The organism is Micromonospora sp. SL1-18, assembly GCF_047921505.1.
In the GTDB taxonomy this organism is placed as follows: Bacteria; Actinomycetota; Actinomycetes; order Mycobacteriales; family Micromonosporaceae; genus Micromonospora.
Window position 1 is genome coordinate 67973 of sequence record NZ_JBLROA010000028.1, and the last position, 15715, is coordinate 83687.

Here is a 15715-nt window from a genome sequence, read left to right on the forward strand (position 1 = left end):
CGACCTGCGGACTTCGCCCTCAGCGCAACGCCAGCGGGCCGACCTGCGGCGGGGCACGCGTACCGTAGACGACGTGCCTGATATTCCGTTCGGCTTCGCGCTCCCGGGTGGGCAACCACCAGACCCCAACGATCCCGCGCAGATGCAGCAGTTCATGTCGCAGTTGCAGCACCTGCTCTCCGCGCCGGGCAGCGGGCCGGTCAACTGGGACCTCGCCCGGCAGGTGGCCGCGAGTCAGCTCGCCGCCGCCGGTGACCCGGCGGTCTCGCCGTTCGAACGCAACGCGGTGGAAGAGGCGCTGCGCATCGCCGACCTCTGGCTGGAGCCGGCCACCTCGTGGCCCTCCGGCATCCGGACGTCGGTCGCCTGGAACCGCAACGAGTGGATCTACAAGACCCTCGACGTCTGGCGCAAGCTCTGCGACCCGGTGGCCAGCCGGATGGTCGGCGCGATGAGCGACCTGGTGCCGCCGGAGGCGCGGGCCCAACTCGGCCCGATGCAGTCGATGGTCGCCACGCTGGGCGGCGCGCTCTTCGGCGGCCAGCTCGGCCAGGCGCTCGGCTCGCTCGCCGCCGAGGTGCTCTCCGCCGGCGACATCGGCCTGCCGCTCGGCCCGGCCGGCACCGCCGCGCTCATCCCGGCCAACATCCGGGCGTACGGCGAGGGCCTGGAGCTGCCCGAGGACGAGGTACGCCTCTACGTCGCCCTGCGCGAGGCCGCCCACCAGCGGCTCTTCCAGCACGTGCCGTGGCTGCGCGGGCACGTGTTCACCGCGGTGGAGAACTATGCCGCAGGCATCCGCGTCAATCGGGAGGCGATCGAGGAGGCGATGGGCCAGGTCGACCCGACCGACCCGGAGTCGATGCAGGCGATCGCCCTGGAAGGCATCTTCACCCCGGAGGACACCCCGGCGCAGAAGGCGTCCCTGGCCCGGCTGGAGACCGTGCTGGCCCTGGTCGAGGGCTGGGTGTGCCACGTGGTCGACAGCGCCGCGGGCGACCGCCTGCCCAACGTGGTCCGCCTCGGCGAGGCGTTCCGCCGGCGCCGGGCCGCGGGCGGTCCGGCCGAACAGACCTTCGCCGCCCTGGTCGGCCTGGAGCTGCGACCCCGCCGGCTACGCGAGGCCACCGTGCTCTGGGCGGCGCTGACCGAGCACCGCGGCATCGCCGGCCGGGACGCGGTCTGGGGCCACCCCGACCTGCTTCCCTCGGACGACGACTTCGCCAACCCGGAAGCGTTCGCCGCGACCAGCAGCGACCTGGACGAGGAACTGGCCAACTTCGACTTCACCGCCCCCGGGGCCCCGGAGGAGCAGCCCCCGGACGAGGGCGACGACAAGAAGTCCTGATCCGGCCCGCCCCGTCGCCCTTCCCCAAGGTCCGCACAACTTCACGAAAGCTGTGGTCTCGCGCTGGGCCGAGGCCACAGCTTCCCGGAAGTTGTGCGGATCTCGCTACGTCAGCAACGGTCAGCCGGGTTGGGCGGAGAGCAGGGCGCGGGTGGCCTCCCAGCCCTCGAAGGCCGGGTCGAGGGTGGCCAGGTCGGCCGGGCCGCGCAGCCGACGCCAGCCGGCGGTGACCGCCACGTCGCCGGGGCGCGGGGCGGCCACGCGCACGTCGGCCGGCGCGGCCCTGTCCAGGTCCAGCGCCGGCAACCACTCCGGTACGGGCAACCGGGCGGCCACGCCGAGCAGGCCCTTGCCGCTCCCCTCCACCGGGGCGACCGCGACCGGGCGGCTGGAGAGCGGCCGGAGCAGCTTGCCCAGGGTGAGCCCGGGCACGTCGGGCGCGTCGGCGACCACCACGGCCGCCTGGTCGTAGCCGGTCAGCGCGGCGAAGACCGCGTTGACGGTCGGTTCCGGCACCTCGAACACGGCGGTGCCGGGCCAGACCACGGCGTCGGCCAGCCAGCGGTCCTCGGGCGTCACCGCCACCGCGGTCTCCACCTCGTTGAGCGTGGCGAGCAGGTCCACGACGTCCTCGGCGAGCGCGGTACGCCACCGCGTCGGATCGATCCCCGGCGGCGTCCACACCACCGGAGCGAGCAACGCCACCACCACACGCCGAGCCACACTCCGACCCTAGCCCTCCCGCTTTCGCCGCCCCGAGGACCCTCTTCCACCGAAAGCGTTGCTATTCGGCGTCGAATGGCGACGGTTTCCGTGAATCTGCGCGCTCTCCCCGCTGGGTAGGGAGGGCGGAAACGGCAGGCTCAGCCGGCCAGGGCGACGGAGGCGACGCCCTCCAGGTAGCCCCGGGCCCGCTCGGTCTTCGGGTACCGGCCGACCAGTGCCCAGAACTGGGCGTTGTGGCTGGGCACGATCAGGTGTGCCAACTCGTGCAGGAGCACGTAGTCGATCACCCACTCGGGCATGTCCTGGATCCGGTGCGAGATCCGGATGGTGCGGTCGGCGGGGGTGCAGGAACCCCAGCGGCCGTTCTGGTTGGTGACCCAGCGCACGCTGGCCGGGGCGGCCGCGGTGCCGTAGTCGGACAGGTAGAGGTTGATCAGGCGGGTGGCCCGGGCGAACAGCTCCGCGTCGGAGCGGGCGAGCCGGCCCTCCCGGGCGGCGAGCCGGGCCAGCATCCGATCGACCCACTCGCTCTCCTCGGCGCGGGAGAACTGGTCGGGGATGAGCACCACAACGCGCTCCCCGTCCCGGTACGCGGACACTGTGCGTCGCCGGCGCTGACTGCGCCGCACCTCGACGACCGGCTTCCGCGTCCCGGCCATCACTGGTCCGCGCAGCCTCGGATGACTGTCACGAGGGAAAGCTACTGCGTACTGACCAGGGGTCCGCAAGAGTCAACACGATGACACGCGCCCGGAAAATGGTGGTTGGTCGCAGGGAGTCCTGAAAATTTTCTTTGCGGTGGCCGCTCGACCGGTACCGATCACCCTTCGTGGCGGCGAGAACCGGCCCTCAGGCCGTCACCCACCGGCCCCCGCACACGTTAGGTGATCTACGGACGGGACATCGCGCGGGGGCCGCCCGAAGGGGAATCTGGGCGCATTCACCCGGCGTGTCCCCGCCAAACTGACTTATCCGATCTAACCCGGCATGCACACTCTCGTCGTCGGCTAGCTCACAGAGTCGACGCACAGCTGACATGGAACCCCCCAGAGCTGGGTAGGGTCCGCCAACCAGCGGTCACGAGCGTGATCGTGGAGAACCCCCCGGCGCCGGTGCCACGCGTGGCCCGCCGCAGGGAAACCCGCCGGGCGTGCCCGGCGGACGAGACGAGGAGGGCTAGCGTGGCCGACCAGGCCCAGACCTACAACGGTTACTGCGTGAAGTGCAAGGAGAAGCGGGACTTCGAGGGGCGCATTGAGGTCTCGAAGACCGGCATGAACATGGCCAAGGGCAAGTGCCCGGTGTGCGGCACAACAGTGAACCGCATCCTCGGCAAGGCCAAGGTCTGACCGGCGAAGGTGCCGCCGGGCGGGCCGCCAGGCACGAGCCCGCCGGCACCTTCGCGGACGGATCGCGCGGGGGAGGGGATGGCCGATGGTCGCCCCTCCCCCGCGTCATGTCCGGCCCCGCGCCGCGCCCGGCCCAGAACTGTCGGCTGACCGACAATGGTTACCGCCGGGTTGTGGATAACCCCGCTTTTTCTGTGGACAACCCTGGATACGGTCGGGCGCACCTGTGGACAACGAGCGACGGGCAGCGCGGACACGGTCACGATTCGTGGCATGACCGGCCGCACCCCGCTCGTCCGTCCCACGCTCCTGCCGGGGCTGACCCGGCTCTGGCGAGACCGGCACACCCTTCAGCTCGGGCTCGAGCCCGGCCAGGCCGTACTGCTGGAGGTGGCCAACCCTCGGGCCGTCCGCCTTCTCGACCTGCTCGACGGCACCCGCAGCGAGCGCGCCGTCCTGGCCTACGCCGCCACGGCCGAGGTGACGCCGGACGAGGCCCGGGTCCTGCTGGACACGCTCCGGGCCGCCGGTCTCGTCGTACCGGCGCACAGCCTGCTCCCCCGCGACCTCGCCGGACCGGTCCGGGCCCGGCTGGCCGGTGAGGCCGAGGCCCTGTCCCTGGCCACCGCCGGGCTGCCCGGCACGCCGGCCCAGGTGCTGCGCCGCCGCAGGGCGGCCCGGGTGCTGGTCACCGGCGCCGGCCGGCTCGGCGGGGCGATCGCCGTCGCGCTGGCCCAGGCGGGCGTCGGCCACGTGGCGCCCGACCTGGCCGGCCCGGTCCGCCCGGGCGACCTGGTCGGAGCCGGCCTGACCGCCGCGGAGCTGGGTCGACCGCTCGCCACGGCAATCCGTGGCGCACTCGGCCGGTCCGCGCCGGGGACGGAGACCGGGCCGCTCCGACGGGGCCGCCTCGACCTGGTGGTCCAGCTCGGTACGGACCGACCCGCGGCCCTGCTGGCCACCCGGTACGCGCAGCGCCGCCAGCCCCACCTCCTGGTCGACCTACGCGGTGGCGTGCCGGTGGTCGGCCCGCTGGTGCGCCCACCGGCGGGCCCCTGCCTGAACTGTCTCGAACTGCACCGGATGGACCGTGACCCGGACTGGCCGGCGCTCGCCGCCCAGCTCGCGGCCGACGAGTCCGAGCGCCCGTGCGCCGCCACCACCCGGCTCGCGGCGGTGGCGTACGCGGCGGCGGAGGCGCTGGCCCAGCTCGACGGCGGCAGCCCGGAGACCCTCGGCTGTGCCGTCGAGATCGCCGGGGCCGGCCGGCTCCGCCGCCGCCAGTGGCCGCCACATCCGTCCTGCGAGTGCTCCGGGCGTCGCCCGATCCGAATCCGCAGCACCCGCTCCCGGCTCGCACCAGCAGCGGGCCCGTCGGGTCGGTAACAATGACCGGGTGACCGACATCCCACGCCGGGCCGTGTCCCGGACCGCCAAGCTCGCCGCTCTGCCGCTCGGCTTCGCCGGTCGGACCGTCCTCGGCATGGGCAAGCGGGTCACCGGGCTCGCGTCCGACGTCATCTCCGCCGAGATCCAGCAGCGCACCGCCGAGCAGCTGTTCAGCGTGCTGGGGCAGCTCAAGGGCGGGGCGATGAAGTTCGGCCAGGCGCTGTCGGTCTTCGAGGCGGCACTGCCCGAGGAGATCGCCGGCCCCTACCGCCAGGCGCTCACCAAGCTCCAGGAGGCCGCCCCGCCGCTGCCCGCGGCGACCGTGCACAAGGTGCTCGCCGAGCAGCTCGGGCCGGACTGGCGCGACCGGTTCGTGGAGTTCAACGACACCCCGGCCGCCGCCGCCAGCATCGGTCAGGTGCACCGCGCGGTCTGGCGTGACCCGGGGTACGGCCCGAGCGGCGCCCCGCACCACCGGGACGTCGCCGTGAAGATCCAGTATCCCGGCGCCGGAGACGCCCTGCTCGCCGACCTGAAGCAGCTCTCCCGGCTGGGCGGGATGTTCCGCGCGATCCAGCCCGGGCTGGACGTCAAGCCGCTCCTGGTCGAGCTGCGCGAGCGGATCACCGAGGAGCTGGACTACGAGCTGGAGGCCGAGTCGCAGCGCGCCTTCGCCGCGGCGTACGCCGACGACCCGGAGATCTTCATCCCGGCGGTGGTGGACGCCTCGCCCCGGGTACTGATCACCGAGTGGGTGGAAGGCATCCCGCTCGCGGAGATCATCCGCAACGGCACCGAGGAGCAGCGCGACGAGGCCGGACGGCTGATGGCCGAGCTGCACCTCTCCGCGCCGATGCGCGCCGGGCTGCTGCACGCCGACCCGCATCCGGGCAACTTCCGGCTGCTCCCGGACGGCCGGCTCGGCGTGATCGACTTCGGCGCGGTGGCCCGGATGCCGGAGGGCACCCCCGAGCCGATCGGCCGGATCGCCGGGCTGGCGATCCGCGGCGACGCGGAAGGGGTGGTGACCGGGCTGCGCGACGAGGGCTTCGTCAGCCAGACCGAGCCGATCGACGCGCAGGCGCTGCTGGAGTGGCTCCAGCCGATGCTGACCCCGGTCGCCGAGGAGGAGTTCCGGTTCACCCGGGCCTGGCTGCGCGCCGAGGCCACCCGGCTGGCCAGCCCCCGGTCGCCCTCGTTCCAACTCAGCCGCCAGCTCAACCTGCCCCCGTCCTACCTGATGATCCATCGGGTGACGCTGGGCTCGATCGGGGTGCTCTGCCAACTGGAGGCGAAGGCGCCCTACCGGACGATCCTGGAACGCTGGCTGCCCGGCTTCGCCCCGGTGAGCTGATCCGGCACCCAGTGCGGGAGCCGCGCGTACGCCGCGGGGGCGACGGCCATCCGGCCGCCGCCCCCGTCATGCTGTAGGGATCTAGAGAACGCCCAGGTCGCGAGCCGATCGGCTCCGGCTCTTCATGGCGACGGTACGGGCGGAACGGGTTGCCTCAGTGCTCGTGGTGGTGCGACCGGCCTGAGGCCGGGGCATTCGAGCCCGGGACAACGCTTCGTGAAGTAGTTGCATCTCGGTTCCATTCGGCAGGTACATCATCGGTTTCGACTTTCTCGTGGCCGGTGGATCACCGGCGGGACGTGTGGAACGGGGTGTGTCAGGCTGCCAGCCGGACCGCGTTGCGCGACTCGGACAGCCCGTTGGCCGCCAGTCGTGCCTCGGCCTCGACCCGGAGCTGGGCGTCGCGGGCGAGGTCCTCCTTGCGCGGACGGCCACGGGGCCGCTTGCGCGGGACGACCGCGCCACGCTCGAAGATCTCGCCGCCCCAGACCCCCCACGGCTCGGCCCGCTCCACCGCGCCGGCGAGGCACTCGACGCGCAGCGGGCAGTCCCCGCAGAGCGACTTGGCCAGCTCGAGCTCGGTGGGCGAGTCGGAGAACCACAGGTCGGGGTCGAACTTCCGGCAGGGCAGGTTCGCCTCCATCTCGACACTCACGTCGAGCGGGGCCAACGCCAGACTCATCCTCCGGTCACCTCTCTCTCACTTCGATCTCGTGGATCGCGTTTCCGACGTACTTGGGCACTACGGCGGTGCAAAAACACTGAGGCCGCGGATCCCGGTGTGCGGGTTCCGCGGCCTCGAGGTGAGCCGGTGGTCTGTTGATCAGACCGGTCTACCTCGAGGTGGAACGCCGCGGACATCCGTGCGCTTCTTGGCGCTGCCGATGCCCAGGCCCGTGGAGCCACTGGTCCCTTCGATCGCCGCCAACGGCGCCACGGTCAGGTTCAGCTCGGCCTGAACCTGGACCTGGTGCACCTGCGGAACCGACGGTCGAGTGGCAAGGGCCACCCGGACGGCCGACAGCGGAACGTAGGCAGCTGGCATCGCCGCCGGACGCTCGTAGATGTAGGTCTCCATTGATGCCACCTCCCTGACTTTCCTCGTGCCGACCATGGACTCATCCCCCGTGAGCAGCCGGAATGGCGCCGCTCGCGAGGTGTGCCCTGAGGCTATTCCTCGCCTCGGGGCGAGGGCAAACGAATTACGGGTCAGATTCGAAACTTTTCTGCGGGCAGACGTCGTCCACCGCCGCACCGGCCACCAGGGCCAGCACGGTATCGCCGTAAAGCCCCAGTTTGCGGGGGCCGATCCCGGCGATCGCGATGAGCTCCTCGCCGCGTCCCGGCTTCCGCTCGGCCAGCGCGGTGAGCGTCGCGTCGGTGAAGACCACGTACGCCGGCACCCGCTGCGCCTCGGCCACCCGCTGCCGCCACTCGCGCAGCCGCTCGTACAGCTCCTCGTCCAGGTCCGACGGACAGGTCGGGCAGCGCCCCAGCTTGCGGTCCGCCCCGGCGAGCAGGGTGGCACCGCAGATCCGGCAGGAAACCACCTGGGTACGCCGCCGTTCGGTCCGTCGGGCCGCGCCACCGGCCCGCTCGGTGCCACCCGAGCGGTCGAGCCGCGGCAGGAACCGGCAGGGCCGCCGGGCCCGCCCGCCCGGCGAGCGGGCCGCGGCGTACGACAGCCAGAGCCACTCCCGCGCCCGGGTGATCCCGACGTAGAGCAGCCGCCGCTCCTCCTCCACCTGCTCCGGGGTCTTCGCGTACGTGGTGGGGAGGGTGCCCTCGGCGAGGCCGACCAGGAAGACGGCGTTCCACTCCAGGCCCTTGGCGGAGTGCAGCGAGGCCAGCGTCACCCCCTCCACAGTGGGTACGTGCTGCTGGGCCGCCCGCCGGGCCAGTTCCTCGTTGAAGTCCGCCAGCGTCACCGGGCGCTCGATCGCGGCAGCCTCGCCGATCGGCACCACCGACGGGGTGGCCGCGTACTCCTCGGCGAGCTGGACCAGGGCGGCGAGCGCCTCCCACCGCTCGCGGGCCGCGCCGCCGGGCGGGGGCGCGTCGGGTGCCCAGCCGACGGCGGCGAGCCCCTCGACCACCGCGGCCGGCAGCGGAGTCTCCCCCGGGATCGACCGGGTGGCGGCGCGCAGCGCCACCATCGCCTGCCGTACCTCGGGCCGCTCGAAGAAGCGTTCCGCCCCCTGCACCACGTACGGCACCCGCGCCTCGGTGAGCGCCTTCTCGTACGCCTCGGACTGCGCGTTGGTGCGGAACAACAGCGCGATCTCCCGGGCCGGGGTGCCGCCATCGATCAGCGCCCGGCAGCGAGCGGCGACCGCGTTGGCCTCGGCCGGCTCGTCGGTGAAGATCCGCAGCTCGGGTTCCGGGCCGGGCGGGCGCTGGCCGTGCAGCTCCAGCCGCAGTCGGGCCTCGACGCCCCGGGCCTGCGAGATCACCGCGTTGGCCAGCCCGACCACCTGCGGCGTGGAACGGTAGTCGCGGACCAGCCGGACCACCGTGGCGGTGCGGTACCGACGCGGGAAGTCGACCAGGTACGACGAGGTCGCCCCGGTGAACGAGTAGATCGTCTGGCTGGCGTCGCCGACCACGGTCAGGTCGTCCCGGCCGCCGAGCCAGGCGTCCAGCAGCCGCTGCTGGAGCGGGTTGACGTCCTGGTACTCGTCGACGACGAAGTGCCGGTACTGGCCGCGTACCTGCTCGGCGACGTCGGCGTGCTCCTCGATGCCCCAGACCGCGGCGCGCAGCATGTCCTCGAAGTCGATCACGCCGTTGCCGCGCTTGAGCCGCTCGTACGCGGCGAAGACCTCGGCCACCTTCGCCGGCTCGAACGGCGTCTCGCGCAGCGCCTTGGCGGCGGCCACCACGTACTCGGCGGGCTCGACCAGGGACGACTTGGCCCACTCGATCTCGCCGGCGAGGTCGCGGGCGGCGGCCCGGTCGGCGCGCAGGCCCACCTTGGCGGCGGCCAGGGTGACCACCCGGACCTTGCTGTCCAACAGCTCCGGCATGGCCCGCCCCTCCAGCAGCCGGGGCGCGAAGTAGCGCACCTGGCGTAGGGCCGCCGCATGGAACGTGCGCGCCTGGACGCCAGGCACCCCGAGCACGGCGAGACGGGCTCGCATCTCGGCGGCGGCGCGGGCGGTGAAGGTGACCGCCAGCACGTGCCGGGCGGAGATCTCACCGGTGAGCGCGCGGTGGGCGATCCGGGCGGTCACCGCCCGGGTTTTGCCGGTGCCGGCGCCGGCCAGGATGCAGACCGGGCCGGCGGGGGCGGTCACCGCGGACCGCTGCTCCGGATCCAGCGCGGCGAGCACCCGTTCCGCCGCTGAGTGAACCACCACAACGAGGAATCATCCCAGTCCCCGACGATGTTGCAGCGATTAGCCTGGCCTGATCGGACCGGGCGTGAGCCATCCCCCTTGGAGGACCTGACCATGTTGACGATGTATTCCACCTCGTGGTGCGGCTACTGCCACCGGCTGAAGTCGCAGCTCGACCGGGAGGGCATCGTGTACGAGGTGGTCGACATCGAGCAGAATCCGCAGGCCACGGAGTTCGTAATGAGCGTCAACGGCGGCAACCAGACCGTCCCGACCCTGCGCTTCGCCGACGGCAGCGCCCTGACCAACCCCTCGATCGTCCAGGTCAAGCAGCACCTGGCCACCCTCCCCAGCTGACCCACCCCCCCCACCCCCGGTGATCATGAAGTTATTGCCGTCGGGCACGGCGTGTCGTGGCAACAACTTCATGATCGGCGGTGGCCTCGGGGGGCGGCGGGCGGTGGGGATGGCGGGACGGGTGGGTGGGGGTGGCGGGGCTGGTGGCGTGAGGTGGCGGTAGTGCCAGAGGTAGGCGCCGGCGGCGGTGGTGACCATCCCGACCAGGGCGAAGAGCAGGCGGTAGTCGAAGACGCCGACGAGCAGGGCACCGGTGCCGATGGAGAGCGCCTGCGGGCCGCTGACCAGCGCCTCGGAGGCGGCGGCGACGCGGCCGAGCAAACCCGGCGGGGTACGCCGCTGGATCAGCGTGTTGAGCCCCACCATGGTCAGCGGCAGGGACAACCCGGCCAGTAGCAGCGCCGCCACGCCGAGCCAGAGCCGGGGGTACGCCAGCGCCAGCGCGGCCGGCCCGAAGAAGGTCACCCCGGCGGCGAGCGCCCCCACCTCACCGACCCGCCGTACCACTGTGGCCGAGACGAGCCCGCCGACCAGCCCACCGACGCCCTGCACGGTGACGAGCACGCCGACGAACGCGGCCTCCCGGCGCAGCCCCAGGTCGACGTACGCGAAGATCAGCGACTCGGTGAAGCCCATCACCAGCGAGCCGAGCCCGTAGCCGAGCACGGCCCGGCGCAGCGCGGGCTCGCCGGCCAGGTGCCGCAGGCCGGCGCCCAGCTCGGCCGGCCAGCGCAGGTCGGCGCCGGGCGGCCCGGACTCGGTGACCCGGAGCAGGCCGACCACGGCCGCGGCGGCGAGGAATCCGGTCATGGCGAGCGCGACCAGCAGCCACCCCCCGACGGCGGCGTAGATCCCGGCCCCGGCGAGCGGGCCGACCAGCCGCAGGCCCTGCCGGACGGTCTGCAGCACCCCGTTCGCGTCGGCCAGCAGCTCGCTCGGCACCAGGTGCCGGATCAGCCCGCTCAGCACCGCGCTCAGCGCGATGTACGACAGGCCGTAGCACGCGGCCACCGCGTAGATGATCCAGACGTCGGCACGGTCGTGGACCGCGAAGAGCGGCCCGAGCAGCACCGCCGTGCCTAGGTTGGCGACCACGAAGAAGGGCCGGCGGCGGTACCGGTCGACGACCCAGCCGACCAGCGGCGCCAGCGTCATCGGCGCGATGATGGCGAAGATGGTCGCCCCGGCCATGCCGTCCGAGCCGGTCAGATCCTTCGCCCAGACGGCGAGGGCCAGCAGCAGGATCGACTCGGCCGCCATGCTGGCCAGGAGGGCGGCGAAGAGCAGGCGGAAGTCGGGGCGGCGCAGAACGACGCGCATCGGGTTCCCTCCGGGCAGGGGTGTGTCGGGGGAGGCTGACCGGTCCGGGCGTTCCCGGCCGGAGCGGTTGAACGACCCTCCACAGTCCTCTTTTTGTCTCAAGACACGCCCTCGCCGGAACCTCCGGCACCGGTCGCGCCGTCCATACTGACCGTGGGGGGCGAACTTCATACAGTTACCGTCGCGTGCTGCGGCGGTCGACGGAAAGAGGACTCCCGTGCCTCCTGCCGCACCAGGCCCGATCCTGCGCCGTCGCAGGCTCGGCACCGAGTTGCGCCGGCTGCGTGAGCTGACCGGCCTCACCGGCGACCAGGTCATCGAGCGGATCGGCTGGGCCTCCGCGTCCAAGCTGTCCCGCCTGGAGAACGGGCGCAGCCGCCCGGATCCGGACGACGTCGCCGTCCTGCTGACCCTCTACGGCGCGGACGACGAGCTGCGCGAGGAGCTGCTGGGGATCACCCTGGAGGCCGGCGACATGCGCGGCTGGCTGCGCAACTTCCCGGTGATGACCCAGCAGCAGCGCGGCTTCGCCGAACTGGAGGCGGGCTGCGCCGAGATCTCGGAGTACAACCCGGTGCTGGTCCCCGGGCTGCTCCAGACCCCCGGGTACGCCCGGCACCGGATCAGCTCCGCGTCCCAGGTGGCGGAGCAGGCCGGCGACCCGGAGATCGACGACCCGGAGACCGAGGTACGCGCCCGCCAGGCCCGCCAGTCGCTGCTGACCCGTTCCCCCGACGCACCCCGCTACACGGCAGTGCTGGAGGAGGCGGCCCTCGGCTGGCGGGCCGGCCCGCGCGAGGTGCTGCACGCGCAGATCGTCCACCTCTGCGAGTTGGCCATGCTGCCGAACGTGACCCTGCACCTGCTGTTGCGGGACACCCGGGTCGGCGACTGGTATCTCCCACCGACCGCCTTCTCGGTCTACCGGTTCGCCGATCCGCTCGACCCGGAGACCCTGGCCATCGAAGGCGGGTTCACCGACGTCATGTCCACCGAGGCAAACACCCTAAATCGCTATAAAGTGGTATTCGAGTGGCTATGCTCGGCGGCGCTCTCCGCATCGGACACCCTCTCCTGGCTCATCGAGGCGACGGGACGGCTGACCGACACGGCAGTCGAGCCCGCCGCGACGTTCGGGCCGGCAACGGCGCCGGCCCAGCGCCGCCACGGCTCGGGGCGCCTGACGACGGACCGGTGATCCACGCGGACCTGGCCGTCCGGCCCGCGCGACGTCACTCGTCCCCATCGGAGCACTCCAGACCAGGAGCAGAACCATGAACGAGATCCGCAACAGCTCGTCCGACCTCGCGCAGCAGCTCGCCGGCGCCACCTGGCGCAAGAGCACCCGCAGCCAGACCTCGAACTGCGTAGAAGTCGCGCCCCTGTCCACCGGGCCGGCGGCGGTGGCGCTCCGGGACAGCAAGGACCCGAGCGGACCGGTGCTGCTGTTCAACCGGGCCGGATGGCTGGGCTTCATCGCCGGCGCGAAGAACGGGCAGTTCGCGTTGAACTGATCCGCCGAGCACCCGGGGGCCGTCGGCGTCGCGCCGGCGGCCCCGTCGTATATCCACCCCCGACAACAGTGCTGACCTGTGCTCCGCCGATCGGTCGACACCCACGAACAACAGTCGAGTTTCACTTGCTGGGACGGCGGCCGGGCGTAACATGTCGAAAGAGTGACGTGGAAGTTCCAGCGCGTATTCGTCCATCCGTACCCGGAGGACACCCATGCGGTTCCTGATCGTCCGCACCGAGATCCGTAGCGCCGCCGACACCGATATCGCTGCCGCCTGGTCCGGTGGTATCCGGCTGCGGGACGAGACCACCGCGCCGGAGCCGCGCCGCCAGGTCGTCCACGCCGAGGACCGGGACGCCGCCCTGCTGCTGGCCCGGGCGCTGGCCTGCGTGGGAGCCGTACGCGCCGGCCGACACCGGGTAAAGGTGCTCCCGGTCGAGGAGCACGACCCCGGTGACCCCTACCGCTGGGGCGGCAGCTGACCCCCGCCGACGTCCGTCGTGGTCGGACCGGCTCCCCCGCCGTGTTCCTCGCCTAGCCGGCCACGACGGCCCGTGTTCCCGGCCCGGACCGCCGCGGCAACGACGGTTCCGGGCCGGGGCCGCGTCCGGCCCCCGCCGGTCAGCAGTGCCCGTCGAGCCAGCGATGGATGAGGAACAGCGCGATCGAGGAGGGCGGCGGGAGGACCAGCCGCTCCCCACCGACGTCGACCGCCTCTCCGGCCAGCGCGGCACCGATCTCGCGCCGGGTGAACCAGCGGGCGTGAGCGATCTCGGCGGGGTCCACCCGGATCGGCTCGTCCACGTCGGCGCGGGCCAGGAAGCCGAGCATCAGCGAGCCGGGAAACGGCCAGGACTGGCTGCCCGCGTACGCGATCTCCGCGACCCCGACGCCGACCTCCTCGCGGACCTCGCGGAACACGGCGGCCTCGGCCGACTCCCCCGGCTCGACGTAGCCCGCCAGGCAGGAGTAGCGGCGCTCGCCCGGGTTGCGCGCCCAGGCGGCGTTGCTGCCGAGCAGGCAGTGCCCCTCCGGGCCGTCCACCGCGTCGTGAACCAGCACGATCATGGCCGGGTCGGTGTGCGGCCAAACCCGCTCGCCGAGCGCGTCGACCCGCGACCAGCCGGCCTCGTCGACCTGTGTGGAGTACCCGGTGACCGACGAGTAGCCGTGCCGGACGTGCCAGTTCAACAGGGCGAGCCCGGTGGTGAAGATCCCCGCGTCCCGGTCGACCAGCAGGTGGCCCACCTCGCGCAGGTTCGCCCGGCGGGTGCCGGGCAGCTCCGGCAGCGGCGCGTCCACCGCGAAGACCGGTACGCCGTCCGGCTCCACGCCGAGGAACATCGGCACCGACCGGGGCACCTCGGGCAGCTCGTCCGGGCCGACCAGCACCAGCTCCGGCGGAGCGCCCTCGCCGCGCACCAGGGCGCGGCCGTCGTCGGCCGAGTCCAACACCAGCACCCGGGCCCGCTCCCATGCCTCGGCGAGCCAGTCCGGGTCGTTACGCCGGTGCGCCGCCCGGTCCAGCGTGGACCGGGCCAGCGGCGGGCAGACCTCGCCGCTCACGCCGCCGCCTCGCTCCGCTCCGCGGCGGCGCGAGGCGCCACGCTGCTGAGCCAAATGGTTCGCTCGCTCCGCTCCCTCACGCCGGCTCCGTCCGGACCGCGGTTAGGGCGGCCAATGACTCCTCGACCCGCTCGGCGTCACCGAGGACCACGGTGACCGCCTTCGCCGGGGCGAGGTAGCGCGCCGCCGCCTCGGCCACGTCGTCCACGGTCGCCTTCGCCAGCCGGGCGGCGTGCTCGGCGAGGAAGTCCAGGCGCAGCCCGTTGCCGGCGTACGCGCTGGTCAGCGAGGCCAGCCCGGCCTGGGTGGACATGCCGAGCTGAAGCGTACCGAGGGCGTACTGGCGGGCCTGCTCAAGTTCCTCGGGCTTGGGCGGCAGCGCGGCGAGGCGACCCAGCTCGTACCAGGTCTCCAGCAGCGCGGGGGCGGTCACCTCGGTGGCCACCTCGACGGCGGCGACCAGCACCGACCCGGCCACCGAATGCTCCACCACCGAGTGCGGCCCATACGTGTAGCCCTTGTCCTCACGGATGTTCTCCACCCAGCGGGAGGAGAAGTAGCCACCGAAGACCAGGTTGGCCAGTTGCAGCGCGGCGTGGTCGGGATGGGTGCGGGGCACCGCCGGCAGGGCGATCCGCAGCGAGGACTGCACCGAGCCGGGCCGGTCGACCAACAGCAGCGGGCCGGGCTCCAACGGCGGCGCGGGCGGCAGCTCGGCGACGTTCCCCGCCCCGTCCCAGCCGGAGAGCGCCTGCTCGGCGGCGTCGAGCGCCCGGTCCGGGTGCACGTCACCGACCAGCACCAGCACCGCACCGGCCGGGTGCACCCGCTCGGCGTGCAGCCGGCGCAGGACGGGCGGGCGGACCACACGCACCTCGTCCGGCTCGGGCGTCTGCACCGCGTACGGGTGGCGGCCGTAGATCCGCTTGAGCAGCGCGGCCCGGGCCAGGTGGGCGGGCTGGCTCCGGGCGACCTGGATCCGGTCGACCAGTCGGTCCCGCTCGGTCTCCACCCAGTCGCCCGGGTAGACGGCCCCGGTCAGCACGTCGGCGAGCAACTCCAGCATCCGGCCCAGGCCGGTGACCAGGCTGGCCCCGGAGAGCATCAGCCGGTCCGGGTCGATCCCGGCGGAGAGCCCGCCGCCGACCTTCTGCAGCTCGGCCGCGATCTGCGTCGCGCTGTGCGTCGCCGTGCCGGAGAGGATGGTCTGCGCGAGCACCGCGCCGCGTGCCAGGTGGGTGTGCCCGGCGGGCATCCAGAGCCGCAGCTCGACCAGCGGGACCGCCTTCCGGCGTACGGCGATCACGGTGAGCCCGTTGGCGAGCGTGCGCTCGGCCTGGGTCGGCAGCTTGAGGCTGCGGGTGGGGCCGAGCGGCGGCAGCGGCCGGGCCCCGGTCTCCACGGTTGCCGTCACTGGCCCTCCTTCGTTCGCGACTGCGGGGCTCGCAAACC

General features: G+C 72.9%; 15 protein-coding genes and 1 pseudogene. 8 read left to right on the plus strand and 8 right to left on the minus strand.

All coding sequences use genetic code 11. The features are described from left to right. Positions 1-142: 142 nt before the first annotated feature. Positions 143-1348, plus strand: coding sequence for a zinc-dependent metalloprotease (locus ACNAW0_RS15885; RefSeq protein ID WP_416288645.1), 1206 nt, complete (start codon positions 143-145; stop codon positions 1346-1348). 120 nt (positions 1349-1468) lie between these two features. Here the strand turns inward: ACNAW0_RS15885 and ACNAW0_RS15890 are convergent, their stop codons facing one another. Together ACNAW0_RS15890 and ACNAW0_RS15895 are read right to left on the minus strand one after the other, a co-directional pair. Beyond that, a complete protein-coding gene (locus ACNAW0_RS15890; protein WP_416288628.1) occupies positions 1469-2071 on the minus strand; it encodes a hypothetical protein in 603 nt (200 codons plus the stop codon). A gap of 140 nt (positions 2072-2211) precedes the next feature. Beyond that, positions 2212-2733, minus strand: a complete 522-nt coding sequence (locus tag ACNAW0_RS15895) for a M48 family metallopeptidase (RefSeq protein ID WP_416288629.1) — start codon at positions 2731-2733, stop codon at positions 2212-2214. 522 nt (positions 2734-3255) lie between these two features. Here ACNAW0_RS15895 and ACNAW0_RS15900 point away from each other — a divergent pair. From ACNAW0_RS15900 to ACNAW0_RS15910, 3 genes are all read left to right on the plus strand, one after another. Next, complete coding sequence (locus tag ACNAW0_RS15900) at positions 3256-3423, plus strand: DUF5679 domain-containing protein (protein ID WP_165945332.1); 168 nt, start codon at positions 3256-3258, stop codon at positions 3421-3423. Positions 3424-3696: 273 nt separating this feature from the next. Continuing rightward, positions 3697-4809 (plus strand): TOMM precursor leader peptide-binding protein, encoded by a 1113-nt coding sequence (locus tag ACNAW0_RS15905; RefSeq protein WP_416288630.1) that lies wholly within the window; start codon positions 3697-3699, stop codon positions 4807-4809. 10 nt (positions 4810-4819) lie between these two features. After that, complete coding sequence (locus ACNAW0_RS15910; RefSeq protein WP_416288631.1) at positions 4820-6166, plus strand: ABC1 kinase family protein; 1347 nt, start codon at positions 4820-4822, stop codon at positions 6164-6166. Positions 6167-6482: 316 nt separating this feature from the next. Here ACNAW0_RS15910 and ACNAW0_RS15915 read toward each other — a convergent pair whose 3' ends face one another. From ACNAW0_RS15915 to ACNAW0_RS15925, 3 genes are all read right to left on the minus strand, one after another. Then, positions 6483-6848, minus strand: coding sequence for a WhiB family transcriptional regulator (locus ACNAW0_RS15915; protein ID WP_416288632.1), 366 nt, complete (start codon positions 6846-6848; stop codon positions 6483-6485). 141 nt (positions 6849-6989) lie between these two features. Beyond that, the gene (locus tag ACNAW0_RS15920; RefSeq protein ID WP_416288633.1) at positions 6990-7244 is read right to left on the minus strand and encodes a hypothetical protein; all 255 of its coding nucleotides are present in this window, start codon (positions 7242-7244) and stop codon (positions 6990-6992) included. Positions 7245-7368: 124 nt separating this feature from the next. Then, positions 7369-9525: an ATP-dependent DNA helicase UvrD2 gene (locus tag ACNAW0_RS15925; RefSeq protein WP_416288634.1), complete on the minus strand. Its 2157-nt coding sequence runs from the start codon at positions 9523-9525 to the stop codon at positions 7369-7371. Positions 9526-9618: 93 nt separating this feature from the next. Here ACNAW0_RS15925 and ACNAW0_RS15930 point away from each other — a divergent pair, with 93 nt between their 5' ends. Further along, positions 9619-9861, plus strand: coding sequence for a mycoredoxin (locus tag ACNAW0_RS15930; RefSeq protein WP_416288646.1), 243 nt, complete (start codon positions 9619-9621; stop codon positions 9859-9861). A gap of 102 nt (positions 9862-9963) precedes the next feature. On the opposite strand, the pseudogene ACNAW0_RS15935 reads toward ACNAW0_RS15930, so the two are convergent. Continuing rightward, positions 9964-11181, minus strand: a pseudogene (locus ACNAW0_RS15935) (MFS transporter); the annotation flags it as partial. Positions 11182-11398: 217 nt separating this feature from the next. On the opposite strand from ACNAW0_RS15935, the gene ACNAW0_RS15940 reads away from it, so the two are divergent. The 3 genes from ACNAW0_RS15940 to ACNAW0_RS15950 all read left to right on the plus strand — a co-directional run bounded on the left by ACNAW0_RS15940 (position 11399) and on the right by ACNAW0_RS15950 (position 13179). Continuing rightward, positions 11399-12379: a helix-turn-helix domain-containing protein gene (locus ACNAW0_RS15940; protein ID WP_416288635.1), complete on the plus strand. Its 981-nt coding sequence runs from the start codon at positions 11399-11401 to the stop codon at positions 12377-12379. Positions 12380-12455: 76 nt separating this feature from the next. Beyond that, positions 12456-12695 carry a DUF397 domain-containing protein gene (locus tag ACNAW0_RS15945; protein ID WP_416288636.1) on the plus strand — a complete coding sequence of 80 codons (240 nt, stop codon included), beginning with the start codon at positions 12456-12458 and terminating at the stop codon, positions 12693-12695. 214 nt (positions 12696-12909) lie between these two features. After that, complete coding sequence (locus ACNAW0_RS15950; RefSeq protein WP_416288637.1) at positions 12910-13179, plus strand: hypothetical protein; 270 nt, start codon at positions 12910-12912, stop codon at positions 13177-13179. Positions 13180-13318: 139 nt separating this feature from the next. Here ACNAW0_RS15950 and nudC read toward each other — a convergent pair whose 3' ends face one another. Continuing rightward, positions 13319-14263 (minus strand): NAD(+) diphosphatase, encoded by a 945-nt coding sequence (nudC, locus tag ACNAW0_RS15955; RefSeq protein ID WP_416288638.1) that lies wholly within the window; start codon positions 14261-14263, stop codon positions 13319-13321. 76 nt (positions 14264-14339) lie between these two features. Beyond that, positions 14340-15677, minus strand: coding sequence for a M16 family metallopeptidase (locus ACNAW0_RS15960; protein WP_416288639.1), 1338 nt, complete (start codon positions 15675-15677; stop codon positions 14340-14342). Positions 15678-15715: the final 38 nt, after the last annotated feature.